13 protein-coding genes and 2 pseudogenes are annotated in these 16068 nt (G+C 69.0%); 5 read left to right on the top strand and 10 right to left on the bottom strand.

All coding sequences use genetic code 11. The features are described from left to right. Window positions 1-22: 22 nt before the first annotated feature. The 5 genes from ELQ40_RS15585 to ELQ40_RS15605 form a co-directional block, all read right to left on the bottom strand. Window positions 23-976, bottom strand: coding sequence for a GlxA family transcriptional regulator (locus tag ELQ40_RS15585; RefSeq protein ID WP_127794511.1), 954 nt, complete (start codon window positions 974-976; stop codon window positions 23-25). 113 nt (window positions 977-1089) lie between these two features. Beyond that, window positions 1090-3108 (bottom strand): glycoside hydrolase family 127 protein, encoded by a 2019-nt coding sequence (locus ELQ40_RS15590; RefSeq protein ID WP_127794512.1) that lies wholly within the window; start codon window positions 3106-3108, stop codon window positions 1090-1092. A gap of 2 nt (window positions 3109-3110) precedes the next feature. Further along, entirely contained in the window at window positions 3111-4067 is a 957-nt protein-coding gene (locus ELQ40_RS15595) for a carbohydrate ABC transporter permease (RefSeq protein ID WP_127794513.1), read from the bottom strand. Continuing rightward, on the bottom strand, window positions 4067-4969 hold the full coding sequence (locus tag ELQ40_RS15600; protein WP_127794514.1) for a carbohydrate ABC transporter permease: 903 nt from the start codon (window positions 4967-4969) through the stop codon (window positions 4067-4069). Before ELQ40_RS15600 ends, ELQ40_RS15595 begins: the two co-directional genes overlap by 1 nt. After that, on the bottom strand, window positions 4966-6264 hold the full coding sequence (locus ELQ40_RS15605; RefSeq protein WP_127794515.1) for a sugar ABC transporter substrate-binding protein: 1299 nt from the start codon (window positions 6262-6264) through the stop codon (window positions 4966-4968). Before ELQ40_RS15605 ends, ELQ40_RS15600 begins: the two co-directional genes overlap by 4 nt. 196 nt (window positions 6265-6460) lie before the next feature. On the opposite strand from ELQ40_RS15605, the gene ELQ40_RS15610 reads away from it, so the two are divergent. From ELQ40_RS15610 to ELQ40_RS15625, 4 genes and pseudogenes are all read left to right on the top strand, one after another. Then, window positions 6461-7498, top strand: coding sequence for a LacI family DNA-binding transcriptional regulator (locus ELQ40_RS15610; protein ID WP_127794516.1), 1038 nt, complete (start codon window positions 6461-6463; stop codon window positions 7496-7498). 269 nt (window positions 7499-7767) lie between these two features. Then, complete coding sequence (locus tag ELQ40_RS19410; protein WP_370296796.1) at window positions 7768-7977, top strand: helix-turn-helix domain-containing protein; 210 nt, start codon at window positions 7768-7770, stop codon at window positions 7975-7977. A gap of 242 nt (window positions 7978-8219) precedes the next feature. Continuing rightward, window positions 8220-8747: pseudogene (locus ELQ40_RS15620) on the top strand (IS30 family transposase); the annotation flags it as partial. Between the two features lie 65 nt (window positions 8748-8812). Continuing rightward, window positions 8813-9025: a hypothetical protein gene (locus tag ELQ40_RS15625; protein WP_127794518.1), complete on the top strand. Its 213-nt coding sequence runs from the start codon at window positions 8813-8815 to the stop codon at window positions 9023-9025. A 19-nt stretch (window positions 9026-9044) separates the two neighbouring features. Here the strand turns inward: ELQ40_RS15625 and ELQ40_RS15630 are convergent, their stop codons facing one another. Next, complete coding sequence (locus tag ELQ40_RS15630; RefSeq protein ID WP_127794519.1) at window positions 9045-9443, bottom strand: hypothetical protein; 399 nt, start codon at window positions 9441-9443, stop codon at window positions 9045-9047. Window positions 9444-9616: 173 nt separating this feature from the next. Here ELQ40_RS15630 and ELQ40_RS15635 point away from each other — a divergent pair. Continuing rightward, window positions 9617-10244 (top strand): annotated as a pseudogene (locus ELQ40_RS15635) (recombinase family protein). 81 nt (window positions 10245-10325) lie between these two features. Here the strand turns inward: ELQ40_RS15635 and yicI are convergent. The 4 genes from yicI to ELQ40_RS15655 form a co-directional block, all read right to left on the bottom strand. Then, window positions 10326-12590: an alpha-xylosidase gene (yicI, locus tag ELQ40_RS15640; protein WP_127794520.1), complete on the bottom strand. Its 2265-nt coding sequence runs from the start codon at window positions 12588-12590 to the stop codon at window positions 10326-10328. A 111-nt stretch (window positions 12591-12701) separates the two neighbouring features. Further along, on the bottom strand, window positions 12702-13586 hold the full coding sequence (locus tag ELQ40_RS15645; RefSeq protein ID WP_127795349.1) for a carbohydrate ABC transporter permease: 885 nt from the start codon (window positions 13584-13586) through the stop codon (window positions 12702-12704). Window positions 13587-13687: 101 nt separating this feature from the next. Continuing rightward, window positions 13688-14599: a carbohydrate ABC transporter permease gene (locus ELQ40_RS15650; RefSeq protein ID WP_127795350.1), complete on the bottom strand. Its 912-nt coding sequence runs from the start codon at window positions 14597-14599 to the stop codon at window positions 13688-13690. A gap of 108 nt (window positions 14600-14707) precedes the next feature. Continuing rightward, window positions 14708-16000: an ABC transporter substrate-binding protein gene (locus tag ELQ40_RS15655; RefSeq protein WP_127794521.1), complete on the bottom strand. Its 1293-nt coding sequence runs from the start codon at window positions 15998-16000 to the stop codon at window positions 14708-14710. Window positions 16001-16068 lie beyond the last annotated feature (68 nt).

Raw genomic sequence — 16068 nt, forward strand, 5'->3', positions numbered from 1 at the left:
TCGCGCGTGAGCGAGCGCTCCCCTACTCCCCGCGCGCGAAGGTGTGCCGGTACTCGCTCGGCGACGTGCCGAGGATCCGCTGGAAGTGCAGCCGCAGGTTCGCACCCGTGCCGAGCCCCACGGCGGTCGCGACCTGCTCGACGCCGAGGTCGCTGCGCTCGAGCAGTTCGCGCGCGAGGTCGACCCTGGCGCGCAGCACCCATTGCATCGGCGTGTACCCCGTGTCCTCGACGAACCGGCGCGAGAACGTGCGCGGCGACACGGTGGCGTGCCGGGCGAGGTCGGCGATCGTGAGCGGCTGCGCGAGGTGTCGCAGCGCCCACTCGCGCGTCGCGGCGAACACGTCGCCGAGGGGTTCCGGCACGCTCCGCGGGACGTACTGCGCCTGCCCGCCGCTGCGGTACGGCGCGGCCACGAGCCGCCGCGCGACGTGGTTCGAGAGCGCGACGCCGTGGTCGCGGCGCACGAGGTGCAGGCACAGGTCGATGCCCGACGCCGCGCCGGCCGACGTGAGCAGGCTCCCCTCGTCGACGAACAGCACGTGCTCGTCGACGTCGACGAGCGGATGCCTCGCCGCGAGCGCCCTCGTGTAGTGCCAGTGCGTCGTGGCCCGATGCCCGTCGAGCAGGCCCGTCGCGGCGAGCGCGAACGCGCCGGTCGAGATCGCCGCGAGTCGGGCACCGCGGTCGTTCGCGGCCCGCAGCGCGTCGACGACCTCGGCCGGCGGGTCCTCACGGTCGGGGTGCCGGTAGCCGGGGATGAAGATGGTGTCGGCCCAGTCGAACGCCTCGAGCCCGTCGGCCACGTGGTACGAGAGACCGTCGCCGCCGGTGACGAGCCCGGGCGCCGCGCCGCACACGCGCACCGCGTAGGGCATCGACTGCCGGGTCGTGAAGACCTGCGCGGGGATGCCGACGTCGAGCGGCTTCGCACCCTCGAGCACGAGCACCGCGACCCGGTGGATGCGACGGCTCATGCTGGCAAGCGTGCCATGGTGCGCAAGGGTCGCGCCAGCCGGTCCGCGACGCGCGGACACGAATGGTCGGTCCTCCCAGCCGGTTCCGACCATCCGCGTCCACGCGATCCGCGCTACACCCCCAGCACCGGCACCCAGACGCGCATGGTCGACGGGCCGCGCTCGGCCCAGGCGTGGTACGCGACGAGCGGCACCTCCGCGCGGGCGCCGGTGCGCTGGTCGACCAGCGCGACGACGGGTCGCCGGTCGCCGTCCGACGCCGCCGGCGCGACCGCCGGATCCACCCGCAGGTCGGCGAAGTCGGATACCTCGAGCGCGGTGCCCGCGAGATCGACCGACTCGAGGGCGAACACCTCTGGCCCGCGCTCGACGGCGAGGCATCCGCGCACGGCGTCGATGCGCGCGTCGGGTGCGGTGAAGCGCGGAGCCATCGGCAGTTCGAGCGAGACCTCGTCGCCGGCGGCGAACGCCCGCTCGAACGCGAGGTACCCGGCGCCGCCGTGCGGATCCGAGCGCGGGTCGTCCTGGAACCGCTGCTCGATCCCGCCGTCGGCGGGGCGCACCACGAGGGATGCCCCCTCGGCCCATGCCGGCACCCGCAGCGAGAGCCGCCACGGCGCCGCAGCATCCGTCAGCACCCGGACGCGCACCGTTCCGTCGGCCGGATACGCCGTCGAGACGTCGAGCGCGACCTCCTGCCCGTCGTCGAGCCTGGTCCGGATGGTCGACGGCGCGTACTGGTGCAGCTGGATGCCCGAGGCATCCGCCGTCGCGAGGTATGCGGCGAGGCTCGCGAACGTGCGCGCCGTGTTCGGCGGGCAGCACGACACGTCGAACCACGGCGCCCGCAACGACGAGTGCGCGCGGGGCGACACCACGTCGGGGTCGGCCGGCTCCCCCGGCGTGCGCTGGTGCAGCGTGTTCGCGTAGTAGAACGCGGTGCCCGAGGCATCCGGCGACGTCTCGACGACGTTGTACAGCGTGCGCTCGATCAGGTCGGCGTATCGCGCGCCGCCCGAGGCGAGCAGCAGCCGCCAACTGAACATGACCGAGGCGATGCCGGCGCAGGTCTCGGAGTAGGCGCGGTCGGCGGGCAGCTCCCAGTCCTCGCCGAACGCCTCGTCCTGGTGGTGCGAGCCCTGCCCGCCGGTCACGTAGGTGCGCCGCTCGACCGTGCGGTCCCACTGGCCGGCGAGGGCGTGCAGCAGGTCGTCGTCGCCCGACTCGACCGCGACGTCGGCCGCCCCGGAGGCGAGGTAGTTCGCGCGCACCGAATGCCCCCGCAGCGCCTCGGCGTCGCGCAACGCGACGTCGTCCTGGTAGTACGACCGGCCCCACTCGATGTCGGCGAGGGACCCGCGCCCGTGCCGTTCGACGAAGATGCGCGCCTGCTCGAGGTAGCGCGGCTCGCCGAGCGTGCGGCCGAGCTCCGCGAGCCCGACCTCGACCTCCGCGTGTCCGCAGATGCGCTCGTCGCCGCCCTCGCCGAACACCTCGCACACGAGGTCGGCGGCGCGACGCGCGAGCTCGACGTACCCGTCGTCGGCGTCCGGCTTCGTGCGCGCCCGTGCGACCGCCGACTGGAACAGGTGGCCCAGGCAGTAGAGCTCGTGCCCCCACTCGAGGTCGGTCCAACGAGCACCCTGACCGGGGCGGCCGAAGCGCGTGTTGAGGTATCCGTCGGGCTCCTGGGCGGCGGCGACGCGATCGACGATCGCCCGGAACCGGGCGTCGAGCGCGGCGGCGCGAGCTGCGGGGTCTCGAGACGCGTCCTCGCTGCGCTCGCCCGCTCCTCGACCACCGGCTCCAGCGGATGCCTCGAGCCGGCCGATCTCCCAGGCGACGGCCTCCAGGTACTTGTACACCTCGGAGTCGCTGAACTCCCGGCCGCGACGCCCCTCGGGCAGCGTGCCCGCGGCGGCGAGGTCGAAGTTCGCGATCCAGCCCTCTCGTTCGAGCCAGCCCTCGATGTGGTCGAGCGTCGCCGTGCCGTTGACCTGCTGGCGCGCCGCCCAGGGCCCGCCGGTGATCGCGACCTCGTCGAGGCCGAGCGGGCGCAGGGCGCTCGTCGAGGGCGCCACGGGCGCGACGGGCGCGCGCCCCGTGACCGGGCCGGGAGTGGTGAGTGACATGTTCATCCCTTGAAGGCGCCCGACATGAAGCCGCGCACGTAGTGACGTTGGAGGATCAGGAACAGCACGATGCACGGCAGTGCGAGCACCACCACGCCCGCCTCGGTGGCGCCGTAGTCGACGACGCCCTGCACCTGGCCGCGGAGGTTCGAGACCGCGAGCGGCAGCGTCATCCGATTGGAGTCGTTGATGAGGATCAGCGGGGCCATGAAGTCGTTCCAGGCGGTCAGGAACGCGAACAGGCCGACCGTGATCATGCCCGGCTTCACCGCGGGCACCAGGACGCGCCAGAGCACGGTCCACGAGTTGCAGCCGTCGACCATCGCAGCCTCGTCCATCTCGCGCGGGATCGACTCGAACGAGATGCGCATCATGAACATCGAGAACGGCAGCTGGAACATCGTGAGCACGAGCGCGACGCCGACGAGCGAGTTCGACAGGCCGACCGCGTTCAGGAGCACGTACAGCGGGATCAGCAGCGTCGCGTACGGCACCATGAGGATCGCGAGCGTCGACAGGAACAGCACGTTCTTGCCGGGGAACGAGAACCTCGCGAACGCGTACCCGCCGAGCAGCGAGATCGCGAGCGTGAGCGCGACGGTCAGCAGCGACACGAACGCCGAGTTGAACAGGTAGACCCAGATGCCGGCCTGGTAGTTCGCCAGGGTGACGTAGTTGCCGAAGCCCCAGCCGTCGGTCTGGTTGGTGCCCGCGAGCGGCGAGACGCTGGAGATCGCGGTCCAGATCAGCGGATACAGGAAGATGATCGCGAGCGCCGCGGTGAGCACCCAGAACGGCATCCGCAGCGCGATTCCCGCGACGGTCGTGGGACCCTTCCGGCCCGCCGAGCCGGATCGCGCCGACGAGCGGTGGCCGGGCGCCGTGAGCGCGATCGTCGAGTCGGTCGGCGGCGCGGCGGCGAGCGGATCGCGCGAGCGGCGTGGTGCGGTCGTCGACATCAGTCCTCCGCCTTCCTGCTGAACGCGCGGATCTGCGCGATGTTGATCACGACGAGGGCGAGCAGCACGATCACCGAGAGCGCGCCGGCGACGCCGAGGTCGTTCTGGCCCTGGAAGGCGATGCTGTAGATGAGCTGCACGACCGTGATCGTCGAGTTGTCGGGGCCGCCCTTGGTCAGGATGTAGAACTGCTCGAACGCGAGCAGCGAGCCCGTCACGCACAGCACCGTCGTCATCGCGAGCGTCGGACGCAGCAGCGGGATCGTGATCGACCGGAACGACTGCCAGCGGGATGCCCCGTCGATGCGCGCCGCCTCGTAGACGTCGTCGGGGATGCCCTGCAGGCCGACGAGCATGAGCAGCATGTAGAACCCGGCGTACCGCCAGACGATGAGGAAGATCGTCGACCAGAGCGCGCCGTCGGGCGTGCCGAGGAAGGTGAAGCCCCACTGCTCCATCAGGTCGGCGAAGGGCCCGGCGTACGGCGAGTAGAGCACGTAGAACAGCAGCGAGGCGGATGCCAGGCCGAGGGCGCTCGGCACGAGGAACGACGTGCGCAGGAACCCCTTCCACCGTGTCGACTCCTGCACGAGCAGCGCGAGCCCGAGGCTCAGCACGAGCAGGATCACCGTCGTCAGCACCGTGTACTTCAGCGTGAACCAGATGGAGTCCATGAAGAACCGGTTCGAGACCGCGTCGACGTAGTTGTCGGGGAAGTTCCATCCCCGGTTGCCGCCGAGCAGCGGCCAGTCGCTCGCCGACATCTGCAGGACGAGCCCGAGCGGCACCAGGAACAGCAGCAGCACGAACAGCGCCGTCGGCAGGGCGTACAGCCAGCCGGTCAGTGCGTGGTGGCGCCGGGCGGGCGAGACCCGCCCGGCGCCACGGAGGGCGGTGCTCACTGCGAGAGCACCGCCGTGATCTCGTCGTTGTCGGCGTCGACCGTGTCGGTGCCCTCGAGCACGGCGTTGCGCACGAGGGTCAGCCAGGGGCTGTTCGGCGCGTTGAACGCCTGCTGGAAGTTGATCGCGACCGGGGTGTCGCCCTCACCGGCGACCTCGTTGATCGTGATCAGGCGAGGGTCCTCCGCGGAGTACTCGTTGTCGGCGAGGTCCGAGCGCGAGACGACGTCGTTGTTCTTGGCGAGCACCTGCACCTGCGCCTCCTCCGACATCATCCAGCTGAGGAAGTTCCACGCCTGTGCGGCCTTCTTGGAGTCCTTCGAGACGCCGATCCCGTCACCGCCGACGAACGTCGAGGCGCCGCCCTCCGGGCCGACCAGGCCTGAGACGCCCACGTCGAACGGGGTCGACGACAGCAGCGTGGCCGGGTACGGCATGATGCCGACCTTGCCCTCGGTGAACGCGGCGGTCCAGGTGGGGCCGGCCTCGTCCTTCGAGGCGGGCAGCACGGCGCCCGAGTCCCAGAGGTCCTTCCAGGTGCCGTAGATCTCCTTGGCCGTGTCGCTGTTCAGCAGCGACTCGGTGCCGTCCTCGGAGAGGACGTCCTGGCCGTCGGCCCAGCTGCTCGGGAACCACGTGAACACGAGGCATCCGCCGCAGTTCAGTCCGGTGGCCGTGCCGTAGGTGTCGGGCTTGTTCAGCGCCTGGATGGCCTTCGCCCACTCGGCGAACTCCTCGAGGTTCGCCGGCCCGGTCTCGGCGTCGAGCCCGGCCTCGGTCGCGAGCTCCTTGTTCCAGAACAGCATCGAGAGGTCGAGCACGAAGGGCAGCACGTGCTCCTTGCCCTCGTACGTTCCGGCCGAGAGGTGGCCCTGGTTGATCGAGTCCTTGAAGTCGAAGCCGTCGATGTTGGCCGTCAGGTCCTGGAACAGCCCCTGCTGGACCCAGTTCGGCACGTAGACGATGTCGGCGGCGAAGAGGTCGGGCAGGCCGTTGGAGCCGGCCGCCGCACCCACCTTGGCGACGTAGTCGTCGTTCGGCACGACGGTGAGCTCGACCTGGTTCTCGTGCGACTCGTTGTACGCGTCGACGAGGAGGTTGGCCTGCGCCTCGAGCGGTGCGCGGGTCCAGAGCGTGAGGGTCGTGCCGTCGTCGACCCCCTCGGCGCCCGCGTCGGCGAGGCTCGAGGACTCGCCCCCGCCGTCGCCGCTCGAACAGGCCGCGAGCCCGATCGCGAGCGCGCCGGCGGCGAGCAGGGCCGTGGCCCGCGTCATCCGACGGAAGTTCCTGGTCATCTGTGTCTCCTTGCTCGTCGTTGAGTGGGGGCCGTCATCGGCCCGGAATGGGGATGCAGCGACCCGTCGAACGGCGTGCCGCCGAGGTGCTCGGGCGGCTCGATCCGAAATTTCCGAAAGGCCTTTCGGCACGCTACTCTGTGGATGCTCCGACCGTCAAGCAACGATTCCGATACCGTTTCCGCAGGAGGTGCACATGGCGCGAACCGACGGCCCCGCGAAGGCGGCGTCCAGGGCTGCGACGCTCAGCGACGTCGCGCGCGCCGCCGGCGTCTCGCTCGCCACCGCATCGAAGGCCATCAACGGTCGCGACCAGGTGGCGCCCGCGACGCGCGAGCGCGTCCAGCGCGCCGCGGCCGAACTCGCGTTCACCCCCAACCAGCTCGCCCGGAGCCTCATCGCCGGACGCACGGGAACCGTGGGCCTGCTGACGAGCGACCTCGAGGGCCGATTCGTCATCCCGATCCTCATGGGCGCCGAAGACGCGTTCGGGGCCGGCCAGGTGAACGTGTTCCTCTGCGACGCGCGCGGCGACGCGATCCGCGAGCAGCACCACCTCAAGGCGCTCCTCAACCGGCGCGTGGACGGCATTATCGTCGTGGGGCGCCAGACCGACCCGCGACCCTCCCTCGGACACGACCTGCCCGTCCCCGTGGTCTACGCGTACGCCCCCTCCGACGACCCGACCGACGTCTCGGTCACCCCCGACAACGTCTCGGGCGGCAGGCTCGCCATCGAGCACCTCATCTCGTGCGGACGCACCCGCATCGCCCACATCACGGGCGACCCGACCTACGCCGCCGCGCAGGACCGCGCCGTCGGCGTGCGCGCCGCCCTCGCAGAGGCCGGCCTCGAACTCGTCGGCGACGTCAGGTACTCGACCTGGTCGGAGCAGTGGGGCCGCGACGCCTCCGCCATGCTGCTCGAACAGCACCCCGACATCGACGGCATCTTCTGCGGGTCCGACCAGATCGCCCGCGGCGTGCTCGACACCCTGCGCGACCTCGGCAAGGACGTCCCGGGCGACGTCGCCGTGATCGGCTACGACAACTGGGAGGTGCTCGCGGTCAACGCCCGTCCCGAGCTCACCAGCATCGACGCGAACCTCCAGCAGCTCGGCCGAACCGCGGCCAGGCGCATCTTCGAGGCTATCGAGGGCACCGAGCCCGACCCGGGCGAGCACCAACTGCCCGTGCGACTCGTGATCCGCGGGTCGACGATCGCGAGGCGCTGAGCGCGGGCGCGCAGCCGCCCCGCAGCCTCGCCTGCGTCTCCGCAGACGACGGCGGTCTCAACCGATCACCGCATCATCAGGAGGATGATGACCGGTTGGAGGTAGCCGATGGCGTTCTCGAGCATCTAGGAAGACGAGTTATGGCGACGAAGGCGCGCTGGTGACTCGACGCGGCTGATCGCGAGGTCGCTGGGCTGCGCGCCAAGTACGGTGCACGCGTATCTCGGCCGAACTGTTGGCGTTCGCCCACCGAAGAGACGCCGTTCCGAATCGCATCTGACTGTCCTCGAGCGCGAGGACGTCTCCCGTGGGATCGCAGCCGGCTCTCCGCGCGGGCGATCGCAGCGCGGCTGCACCGGTCAACGTCGACGATCTCTCGCGAGATCCACCGCAACGGCGGCGGAGAGGCGTACCGTGCAGTGACGGCAGATGAGGCTGCCACGCACCGCGCCCGGCCCCCAAAGACAACGCGGCGCTGATCCCGTACTCCTCGCTGAGGTCCGCTCCAAGCTCGAGCTGATTGGTCGCCCGAGCAGATCGCAGCCTGGTGCGCCGGCAATACCCGTTAGATCCGACACGGTGGATCTCGCACGAGAGCATCTACCGCACGATCTACATCACCTCGCGCAGAGAACTCGATGGGACGGCGAGACATCTTCGGTCGGGCCGATCAGTGAGGCGGCCGCGCCCCGTCCAGTCCTCGCACTGACGCGGACGGCTCCGGAACATGACTCCGATCCATGCCCGGCCAGTCGAAGTGCACGAACGAACCGTGCTCGGCCACTGGGAAGGCGACCTCGGCATGGGCCGTCGCCCATCGGCCGTGGCGACTCTCGTCGAACGACAGACCCGGTTCGTTCGCATCGTTCCGCTTCCGCACGGATACAAAGCCGACGCGGTACGCCGGGCCATCGTCGAGAACCTCCGCGACGTACCGCCAGCGCTGCGGTTGTCGCTGACCTGGGACCGCGGCCGCGAGATGGCAGAGCACCAAGAGCTCGCCGCCGAGCTCGGCATGCAGGTTTACTTCTGCGACCCACGGAGCCCCTGGCAGCGTGGATCGAACGAGAACACCAACCGGCTCCTGCGCCAGTACCTCGCGAAAGGCGAAGACCTGAACCGGTTCTCACTCCGGCAGCTCGACGACATCGCCGACCGGATCAACACCCGACCCCGACGCGTCCTCGGCTGGGACACAGCCGCGAACCGCTTCCGACCAGAACTCAGGACTGCTCACCATCCCACATAGGGATCCCGGATCGAACACGGTGTGGTGCGATTGCCGCCGCACCCACGGCGTGCGACCATCCGGGTATGAACCGACTGACGCGTTCTTTCGCCTTCTGGTGGGTTTTGCTTGGCATCGGAGCCGCAATCGGCCTGGTCAGTGCGATCTCAGTCCTGGTCGGCATCGCCGGTGAAGCGTTGTGGCTCACCGTATTCGCGATGGCCTGCTTGGTCTTGGCCTCGATTGGTGGCTTGCTTTCCCTACGCCGAAGCAACCGCAAGGACGGGCCCGCGTCCTAAAGGGATCCTGAACAGCCGTTTAATGGCCCACAAGATTTGCAAGCGTGCGTCGCGCTTCGTCTCCGACTAGCCAGCGGAAATCGACCTCGACCTCATCCTCGGCACCTGGCGTCTTCTCGCCCACCTGCGCCGCAGCCAGCCAAAACTTTCCTGTGGCAGTGCACGAGAAGGCCGACTCGGGGCCCGAAAGATCGCGGTTGTAGGTGAACGCTCCGGAGTCATCCACCATCCATTGTTCAACGTCGACCCACCCAGTTGTTTCGCGGGTGATACGCCAGGGCCGGTCGCTACTCCAGGAAAGACCGCCGCGACCCGAAACGTGGAACAGCACGTATCCCCGGACCTCACCGTCCCACGACAATTCGCCGACCGTCTCGTCGAACGTTGACGCCCCTGAGTCAGTCCTCGCGGTCGGCATGGCAACGACCATAGCCGACGCGTTCGACGCAGCCCGCGAATGCCCGCTAGCCGGTCCCTCACCGTGCATCCGAGCGGCGACGAGGATCTCAATCAGGAGCGGCGCATCGGATGTACGTAAGACCCGCACGATGAAATGCCTGATGACGGCTCCCTAACTGCAACCCTGATCCCATGAGCGCAATCAAGATCGGCTACGCCCGAGTCTCGACGAACGAGCAAGACCTCACCGCGCAGCGAATCGGCCTCACCACGCTCGGCGTCGACCCGGAAACATCTACGACGACCACGGCCTCACCGGCTCCAATCGTGCCCCGGCCTGCGCGAAGCGATGGCCGCCACCCGCCGCGGCGACACCCTGGTCGTGACCAAGCTCGAACGACTCGCGCGATCACTGCCGGACGCCCGCGACATCGCCGATGAACTGACGACCAAAGGCGTGGCCCTCAGCCTTGGCGGCAGCGTCTACGACCCCGCAGATCCTGTCGGTCGGCTCCTCTTCAATGTGCTCGGAATGGTGGCCGAGTTCGAAGCCGATCTGATTCGTGCGCGCACACGCGAAGGAATGGCCGTCGCCAGAGCGAAGGGCCGACTCCGCGGCAAGCAACCAAACCTCTCGGTATCGCAACGCAAGCATCTGCTCGAGCTCCATGACGCAGGCGCCCACACGCAGGCAGAACTTGCCGAACTCTTCCGAATCTCACGGACCACTGTGTATCGCGAGCTGCGGCGCCGAGCGGCCGCGACGCCCCCGCGGGTAGCTGCCCGGGTTGCGTCGCTACGATCGAAGCGCCCAGGGTGACGCAGTGATCGGTTGAGACCACCACCGAAACGGGCGCCCGGCAGCCGAGGCCGCCGGGCGCCCGCCCGCATCGAGGGCGATTCAGGCGAACTCCGCCCCCCAGGCGTCGCCGGCCTCGCCCTCGGCGGAGACGGTCTCCCCCGACACGGAGAACCGTGCCGACCGCCCGTCGGGTGCCGTCACCGTCGTGCCCGAGGCATCCGTCGCGCCCGGGTACACGCGCAACGTGAGCCCGTCGAAGTAGTCCGACTCCGGCGAGGTCACGTCGGCGCCGATCGCGAGCACGGCACCCTCCCGCACGTACAGCGGAACGGTGTCGAACCCGTGGCGCTCACGTCGCCATGAGCCGGGCGAGGTCACGAGCTCGCCCGTCCACCAGTTCGTCCAACGCCCGGCAGGCAGGTAGAACTCGACATCGCCAGATGCATCGAACACCGGTGCCACGAGCAACGACGGGCCGAGCATGTACTGGCGATCGAGGTACGCCGCGCCGGGGTCGTCGGCGAACTCGAGCGCCATCGGCCGCATGACCGGCACCCCCGTTCGCGAGGCGTCGAGCCCGAGCTGGTAGAGGTACGGCATGAGCGAGATCTTCAGCCTCGTGAAGACGCGGGCCACGTCGACCGCCTCGTCGTCGAACGCCCACGGCACCCGATACGACCCCGAGCCGTGGAAGCGCGAGTGCGTACCGAGCAGGCCGAACGCCACCCACCGCTTGAACACCCCGGCATCCGGTGTCCCCTCGAAGCCGCCGATGTCGTGACTCCAGAACGAGAACCCCGACAGCGCGAGCGAGAGCCCGCCGCGCAGCGTCTCGGCCATCGACTCGAACGTCGAGGTGGAGTCGCCGCCCCAGTGCACCGGCAGCCGCTGACCGCCGGCGGTCGCCGATCGCGCGAAGAGCACCGCCTCGCCCGCGCCGCGCTCCTGCTCGAGCACCTCGAACACGGCCTCGTTGTAGAGCTGGGTGTAGCGGTTGTGCATGCGGTCGGGCGCCGAACCGTCGAAGTACTCGACCTCGGTCGGGATCCGCTCGCCGAAGTCGGTCTTGAAGCAGTCGACGCCCTGCGCGACCAGCGCCCGGAGGTGATCCTGGTACCAGCGCGTCGCGTCCGGGTTGGTGAAGTCGACGAGACCCATGCCCGCCTGCCAGAGGTCCCACTGCCAGACCAAGCCGTCCGGGCGCCTGACGAGGTATCCGCGCTCGGCGGCCTCGGCGAAGAGCTTCGAGCGCTGGCCGATGTACGGGTTCAGCCAGACGCACACGCGCAGGCCCTTGGCGTGCAGGCGCGAGAGCATCCCGTCGGGGTCGGGGAACGTCCGCGGGTCCCATTCGAAGTCGCACCAGTTGAACTCGCGCATCCAGAAGCAGTCGAAGTGGAACACGCTCACGGGCAGGTCGCGCGCGGCCATCTCGTCGACGAAGCGGTTCACGGTCGCCTCGTCGTAGTCCGTCGTGAACGAGGTCGACAGCCACAGGCCGTACGACCAGGCGGGCACCCGAGCCGGCCTGCCGACGAGTTCGGTGTACCGCTCGAGCACCCCGGCGGGCGTGCCGCCGTAGATCACGAAGTACTCGAGCGACTCCCCGGGCACCGAGAACTGCACCCGCTCGACGGCCTCGGATCCGATCTCGTAGGACACATGCCCGGTGTCGTTCACGAGCACGCCGTAGCCCCGGTTGGTGAGGTAGAACGGCACGTTCTTGTACGCCTGCTCCGACGAAGTGCCGCCGTCGGCGTTCCAGATGTCGACGGTCTGCCCGTTCTTGACGAGCGGCCCGAACCGTTCGCCGAGCCCGTAGACGAGTTCGCCGACGCCGAGCGAGAGCTGCTGGACCGTGTACGCGGGAGCCGCGGCCCGTGGCGTGCCCTCACGAGCGTTGCCGACGGGCACGCCGTCGAGTTGCGCATCCGGGCGCACGCGCATGTTCGCGATCGACTTGTCGCCGGCCGTGACGATCGGGCGCCCGTCGACCTCGAACGCGAGCCCGAACGGGGCGCCGGGCGCGACCCGCACCGAGAGCCGCCCCGAGGTGAGCATCCCGCCGGTGTCGTCGACCACGACGACCCCGTGCCCCTCCCGCGCACCGACGAGGTCGAAGCCCTGCGGCTTCGGCCCTCCGGCGTGATGCTCGACGCGCACCCCGATCACGTCGGGCAGGGGCGAGGAGAGCGTCACCGTGAGCAGCGGGCGGTTCAGCGTGTCGCCGCGCTTGGCGATCACCCCGGTCGTCGCAAAGACCTGCAGCCGGTGTTCGCCATCGGCCCAGATGTCGTACGCCTCCCGGCCGTAGAGGGGTTCGATGCCCGGCCTGATCTGCCAGAACCCGTCGGTGAACTTCATGGAGGGGTGTTCCTTTCGCACGGGCCGCGGCGGGCGGCATCCGTTGTGTTCGTGAGGTGGGCGCGACTCGCCTGCGGTGGGGCGACGTTCGCGAGGTGGGCGCGACGCGCGCTACTTGACCGCGCCCGCAGTGATGCCGCGGGTGAGCGTGCGCTGGAAGATGAGGAAGAAGATCAGCGTCGGGATAACGCCGAGCAGCGCCGACGCGCTCGTCGTCGTGACGTCCATGAGCCGGTCGCCCTGCAGGGTCGTGATCGCGACCGGCACCGTCTGGTTGTCGTTCGAGATCAGGAAGGTGAGGGGGATCAGGAACTCGTTCCACGTCCAGATGAAGAAGAAGATGAGGAGCACCGACAGCGTGCCCTTGCTGATCGGGAGCACCACCTTCACGAGCGTGCGCAGTCGGCCCGCGCCGTCGAGGGCGGCCGCCTCGAGCACCTCCTTCGGGAAGGTGCCGAACACGCTCGACAGCAGGTAGGTGCCGAACGCCGCCTGGATCACGGTGAAGATGATGATGATCGCGAGCTGCGTATCGTAGAGGCCCACCGACTTGAACATGTAGTACAGCGGGTAGAGCAGCGCCTCCTGCGGAATGAGGTCCGCGAGCAGGAACAGCAGCAGGATGCCCGTCCGGTACTTCACCCGCCCGATGCCGAGCGCGTACGCGTTCAGCACCGACAGCGCCACCGCGAGCACCGCGACCGACCCCGAGATCAGGAAGCTGTTCCAGAGCTTCTGCGGGAAGTCGACCCGGTTCCAGAACGTCACGATGCCGTCGAAGTAGAGCTCCTTCGGCAGCATCAACGGCCCCGACGTGTTGTAGTCGGTCGGCGACTTGAACGAGTTGATGAGGATCAGGATGAACGGCACTGCGACGACGATGCCGAACACGATCGCCACGCCGAGCCAGATCCAGTCCTTCGCGGTCTTGCGCGCACCGGGCGTTCGATCGCGCCCGGCGCGCTTCGTGCGACCGGTTCCGCGACCCGGGGTCATCGCGCCGTCGGCGCCGACGAGCGGAACCGTGCCCGCTCCGGCCGCCGACAGCGGCGTGACGGGCGCGACCTCGTTGACCATGGTGCGGTCGATGTGCGACATCAGCGCTCACTCTCCGATCGCTCGACGCGGGCCTGCAGGCGGATGAAGCCGATGGCGACCAGCACGACCACGACCGTCAGCGCCGTGGCGATGGTCGCGCCGTATCCGACCTGCTGGCTCTGGAAGAACTGGATGTACGAGTAGTAGGAGGGCACGATCGTCGCCGTTCCCGGCCCGCCGCCGGTGAGGGCGTAGATGGGCCCGAAGACCTTGAGCGCCGCGATCGTGCAGGTCAGGGTCACCACGAAGATCTCGGGGCGGATCGCCGAAACCGTGATGTAGCGGAACCGTTGGAACCAGCCGGCGCCGTCGAGCTCGGCCGCCTCGTACAGCTCGGGATCCACCCGCTGGAGCGCAGCCATGAAGATCACCACCGGGTAGCCGATCTGCACCCAGACCATCACGGCCATGATCGAGAGCATCGCCGTGTCGGGGCTGCCGAGCCAGTTGTGCTGCAGCGCGCCCAGGCCGACCGTCTCGAGCATCGTGTTGAGCGCGCCGTTCTCCGGGCGGAGGATCCAGCCGATGACGATCGCGGCGATCGCGACGGGCAGGATCTGCGGCAGGTAATAGGTCGCGCGGAGGAAGCTCGCGACGCGTCCGCCGAACTTCCGGCCGATGACGTCGAAGAGCAGCGCCGCGAGCACGAGGCCGAGCAGCGTCGGGATGATCACCATCGCGACGATCATCGAGAGCGAGTTGCGGAACGACGCCCAGAACTTCTGGTCCTGGAACAGTTCGATCCAGTTCTCGAGGCCGATGAACTCGGGCGGGCGGACGCCGCGCCAGTCGGTGAAGCTGAGGTACACGTTCCAGACCAGCGGGATCAGGATGATGAACGTGAAGAGCAGCAGGCCGGGGATCAGGTAGAACCAGAATCCGCTCGATCGCACGCCCGAGATGGCGCTCATGCCGTCGGCGCGCCGTGAACCCGGCGACCGTGTGGCGAGTGTGGAGACCACTGTGGTTCCTTTCGGTGGGTGGCCGAGCCCGGCTGTGCCGGGCTCGGCCGTACCGGGTCAGCCGACGATGTCGGCGACACCGTCCTCGTACTCGGTGCCGAGCTGCTCGAGCGTCTGCTCGGGCGTGAGCGTGCCGTTGACGAGCTCCTGCAACGCGGCGACGAGCTGGTCGTAGAAGTTCGGCGTGGGCCAGTCCGGGTAGAACGACAGGCCGTCCTGCTCGACCACCGTGTTGAACTCGGTGATGAGTGCGGCCGACTTCTCGTCGGTGATGTCGGCGGGGTCCGCGGCGACCGGGATCGAGCCGTTGTTGCCGATGAGGGCCTGGATCTCGGGACGCATGGTGATGTCGATGAACTCGTAGGCGAGGTCCTTGTTCGCGGCGTTCTCGGGGACGACCCAGATGTTGCCCGAGGAACCGGGAACGAGCGTCGACTCGGGGAAGGCGAAGGTGTCCCACTCGAACGTCGTGGCCTCGTTGATCACGCGTCCGGCCCACCATGAGCCCGACACCATGATCGGGTACTCGCCGCTCATGAACCCGACGCCCATGTCCTCGGCCTTGAGGCCGGTGGAGTCCTTCGAGATCCAGCCCTTGTCGACGTACTCGGCGAGCTTCTCGGCCGCATACGTGAGCTCCGGGCCGGTCCAGTCGACCGGGTTCTCGTAGAGCTGGTAGTCGTTCACGAACTGCCGGTCGGCCTGCGAGAGCGCGAGCTGGTAGAACAGCTGGCCGAGCGGGTACTCGGCTCCGGCCTCGGCGAGCGGCGTGATGCCCTCGGACGCGAACGTGTCGAGGATCTCCTCGAACTCCGCGTAGGTCGTCGGCTCGGTGAGGCCGCGCTCGTCGAACGCGGTCTTGTTGTAGTACACGGTGACGTACTCGCCGTAGTTCGGGACCCCGTACCAGGGGCCCGAGCCCATGATGCCCTCGTCGGTGTACTTCGCCGTGGTCTGCAGCGAGGGGGCGAGCATGTCGTCCCAGCCGTACTCCTCGACCGCGTCGGTGATGTCGGCGAGCAGGCCCTGGCTCGCGAGGAGGCCAGCCGTCGCGTTGCCCTTCGGCGATTCCATGACGTCGGGAGCCTCGTTCGAGTTGAGCACCTGGCTGGCCGTCGAGCGGATCTGCTCGAAGCTCTTGTCCTCGTACTCGACCGTCGCCCCGGTCTCCTCCTCGAAGATCTCGATGGCCCGGTTCCAGGCGATGCCGACATCGCTGTCGGTGCCCTCGAAATGCCAGAGCTTCAGGGTGTTCGGGTCGGACTCGCCGCCGCTCGTGCAGCCGGTGAGCAGTGCGGCCGTGGCGGCCAGTGCTGCGACGGCGCCGATGCCGCGCTTGGTGATTCGCATGGTGGGTTCCTCTCGGTGGTGCGGTATGGGTGGTCGTGGAGTTGTCGAAGCGCTTCGACGATGCTGCT

The sequence above is a fragment of the Agromyces sp. LHK192 genome (genome assembly GCF_004006235.1).
Lineage (GTDB): Bacteria > Actinomycetota > Actinomycetes > Actinomycetales > Microbacteriaceae > Agromyces.

What these genes read in the sequence shown, in the direction of transcription:
- ELQ40_RS15605 (WP_127794515.1), bottom strand. Translation starts at nt 6,264, where the DNA reads ATGACCAGGAACTTCCGTCGGATGACGCGGGCCACGGCCCTGCTCGCC.
- ELQ40_RS15585 (WP_127794511.1), bottom strand. Translation starts at nt 976, where the DNA reads ATGAGCCGTCGCATCCACCGGGTCGCGGTGCTCGTGCTCGAGGGTGCG.
- yicI (WP_127794520.1), bottom strand. Translation starts at nt 12,590, where the DNA reads ATGAAGTTCACCGACGGGTTCTGGCAGATCAGGCCGGGCATCGAACCC.
- ELQ40_RS15610 (WP_127794516.1), top strand. Translation starts at nt 6,461, where the DNA reads ATGGCGCGAACCGACGGCCCCGCGAAGGCGGCGTCCAGGGCTGCGACG.
- ELQ40_RS15630 (WP_127794519.1), bottom strand. Translation starts at nt 9,443, where the DNA reads ATGCCGACCGCGAGGACTGACTCAGGGGCGTCAACGTTCGACGAGACG.
- ELQ40_RS15645 (WP_127795349.1), bottom strand. Translation starts at nt 13,586, where the DNA reads ATGACCCCGGGTCGCGGAACCGGTCGCACGAAGCGCGCCGGGCGCGAT.
- ELQ40_RS15650 (WP_127795350.1), bottom strand. Translation starts at nt 14,599, where the DNA reads ATGAGCGCCATCTCGGGCGTGCGATCGAGCGGATTCTGGTTCTACCTG.
- ELQ40_RS15595 (WP_127794513.1), bottom strand. Translation starts at nt 4,067, where the DNA reads ATGTCGACGACCGCACCACGCCGCTCGCGCGATCCGCTCGCCGCCGCG.
- ELQ40_RS15655 (WP_127794521.1), bottom strand. Translation starts at nt 16,000, where the DNA reads ATGCGAATCACCAAGCGCGGCATCGGCGCCGTCGCAGCACTGGCCGCC.
- ELQ40_RS15590 (WP_127794512.1), bottom strand. Translation starts at nt 3,108, where the DNA reads ATGTCACTCACCACTCCCGGCCCGGTCACGGGGCGCGCGCCCGTCGCG.
- ELQ40_RS15625 (WP_127794518.1), top strand. Translation starts at nt 8,813, where the DNA reads ATGAACCGACTGACGCGTTCTTTCGCCTTCTGGTGGGTTTTGCTTGGC.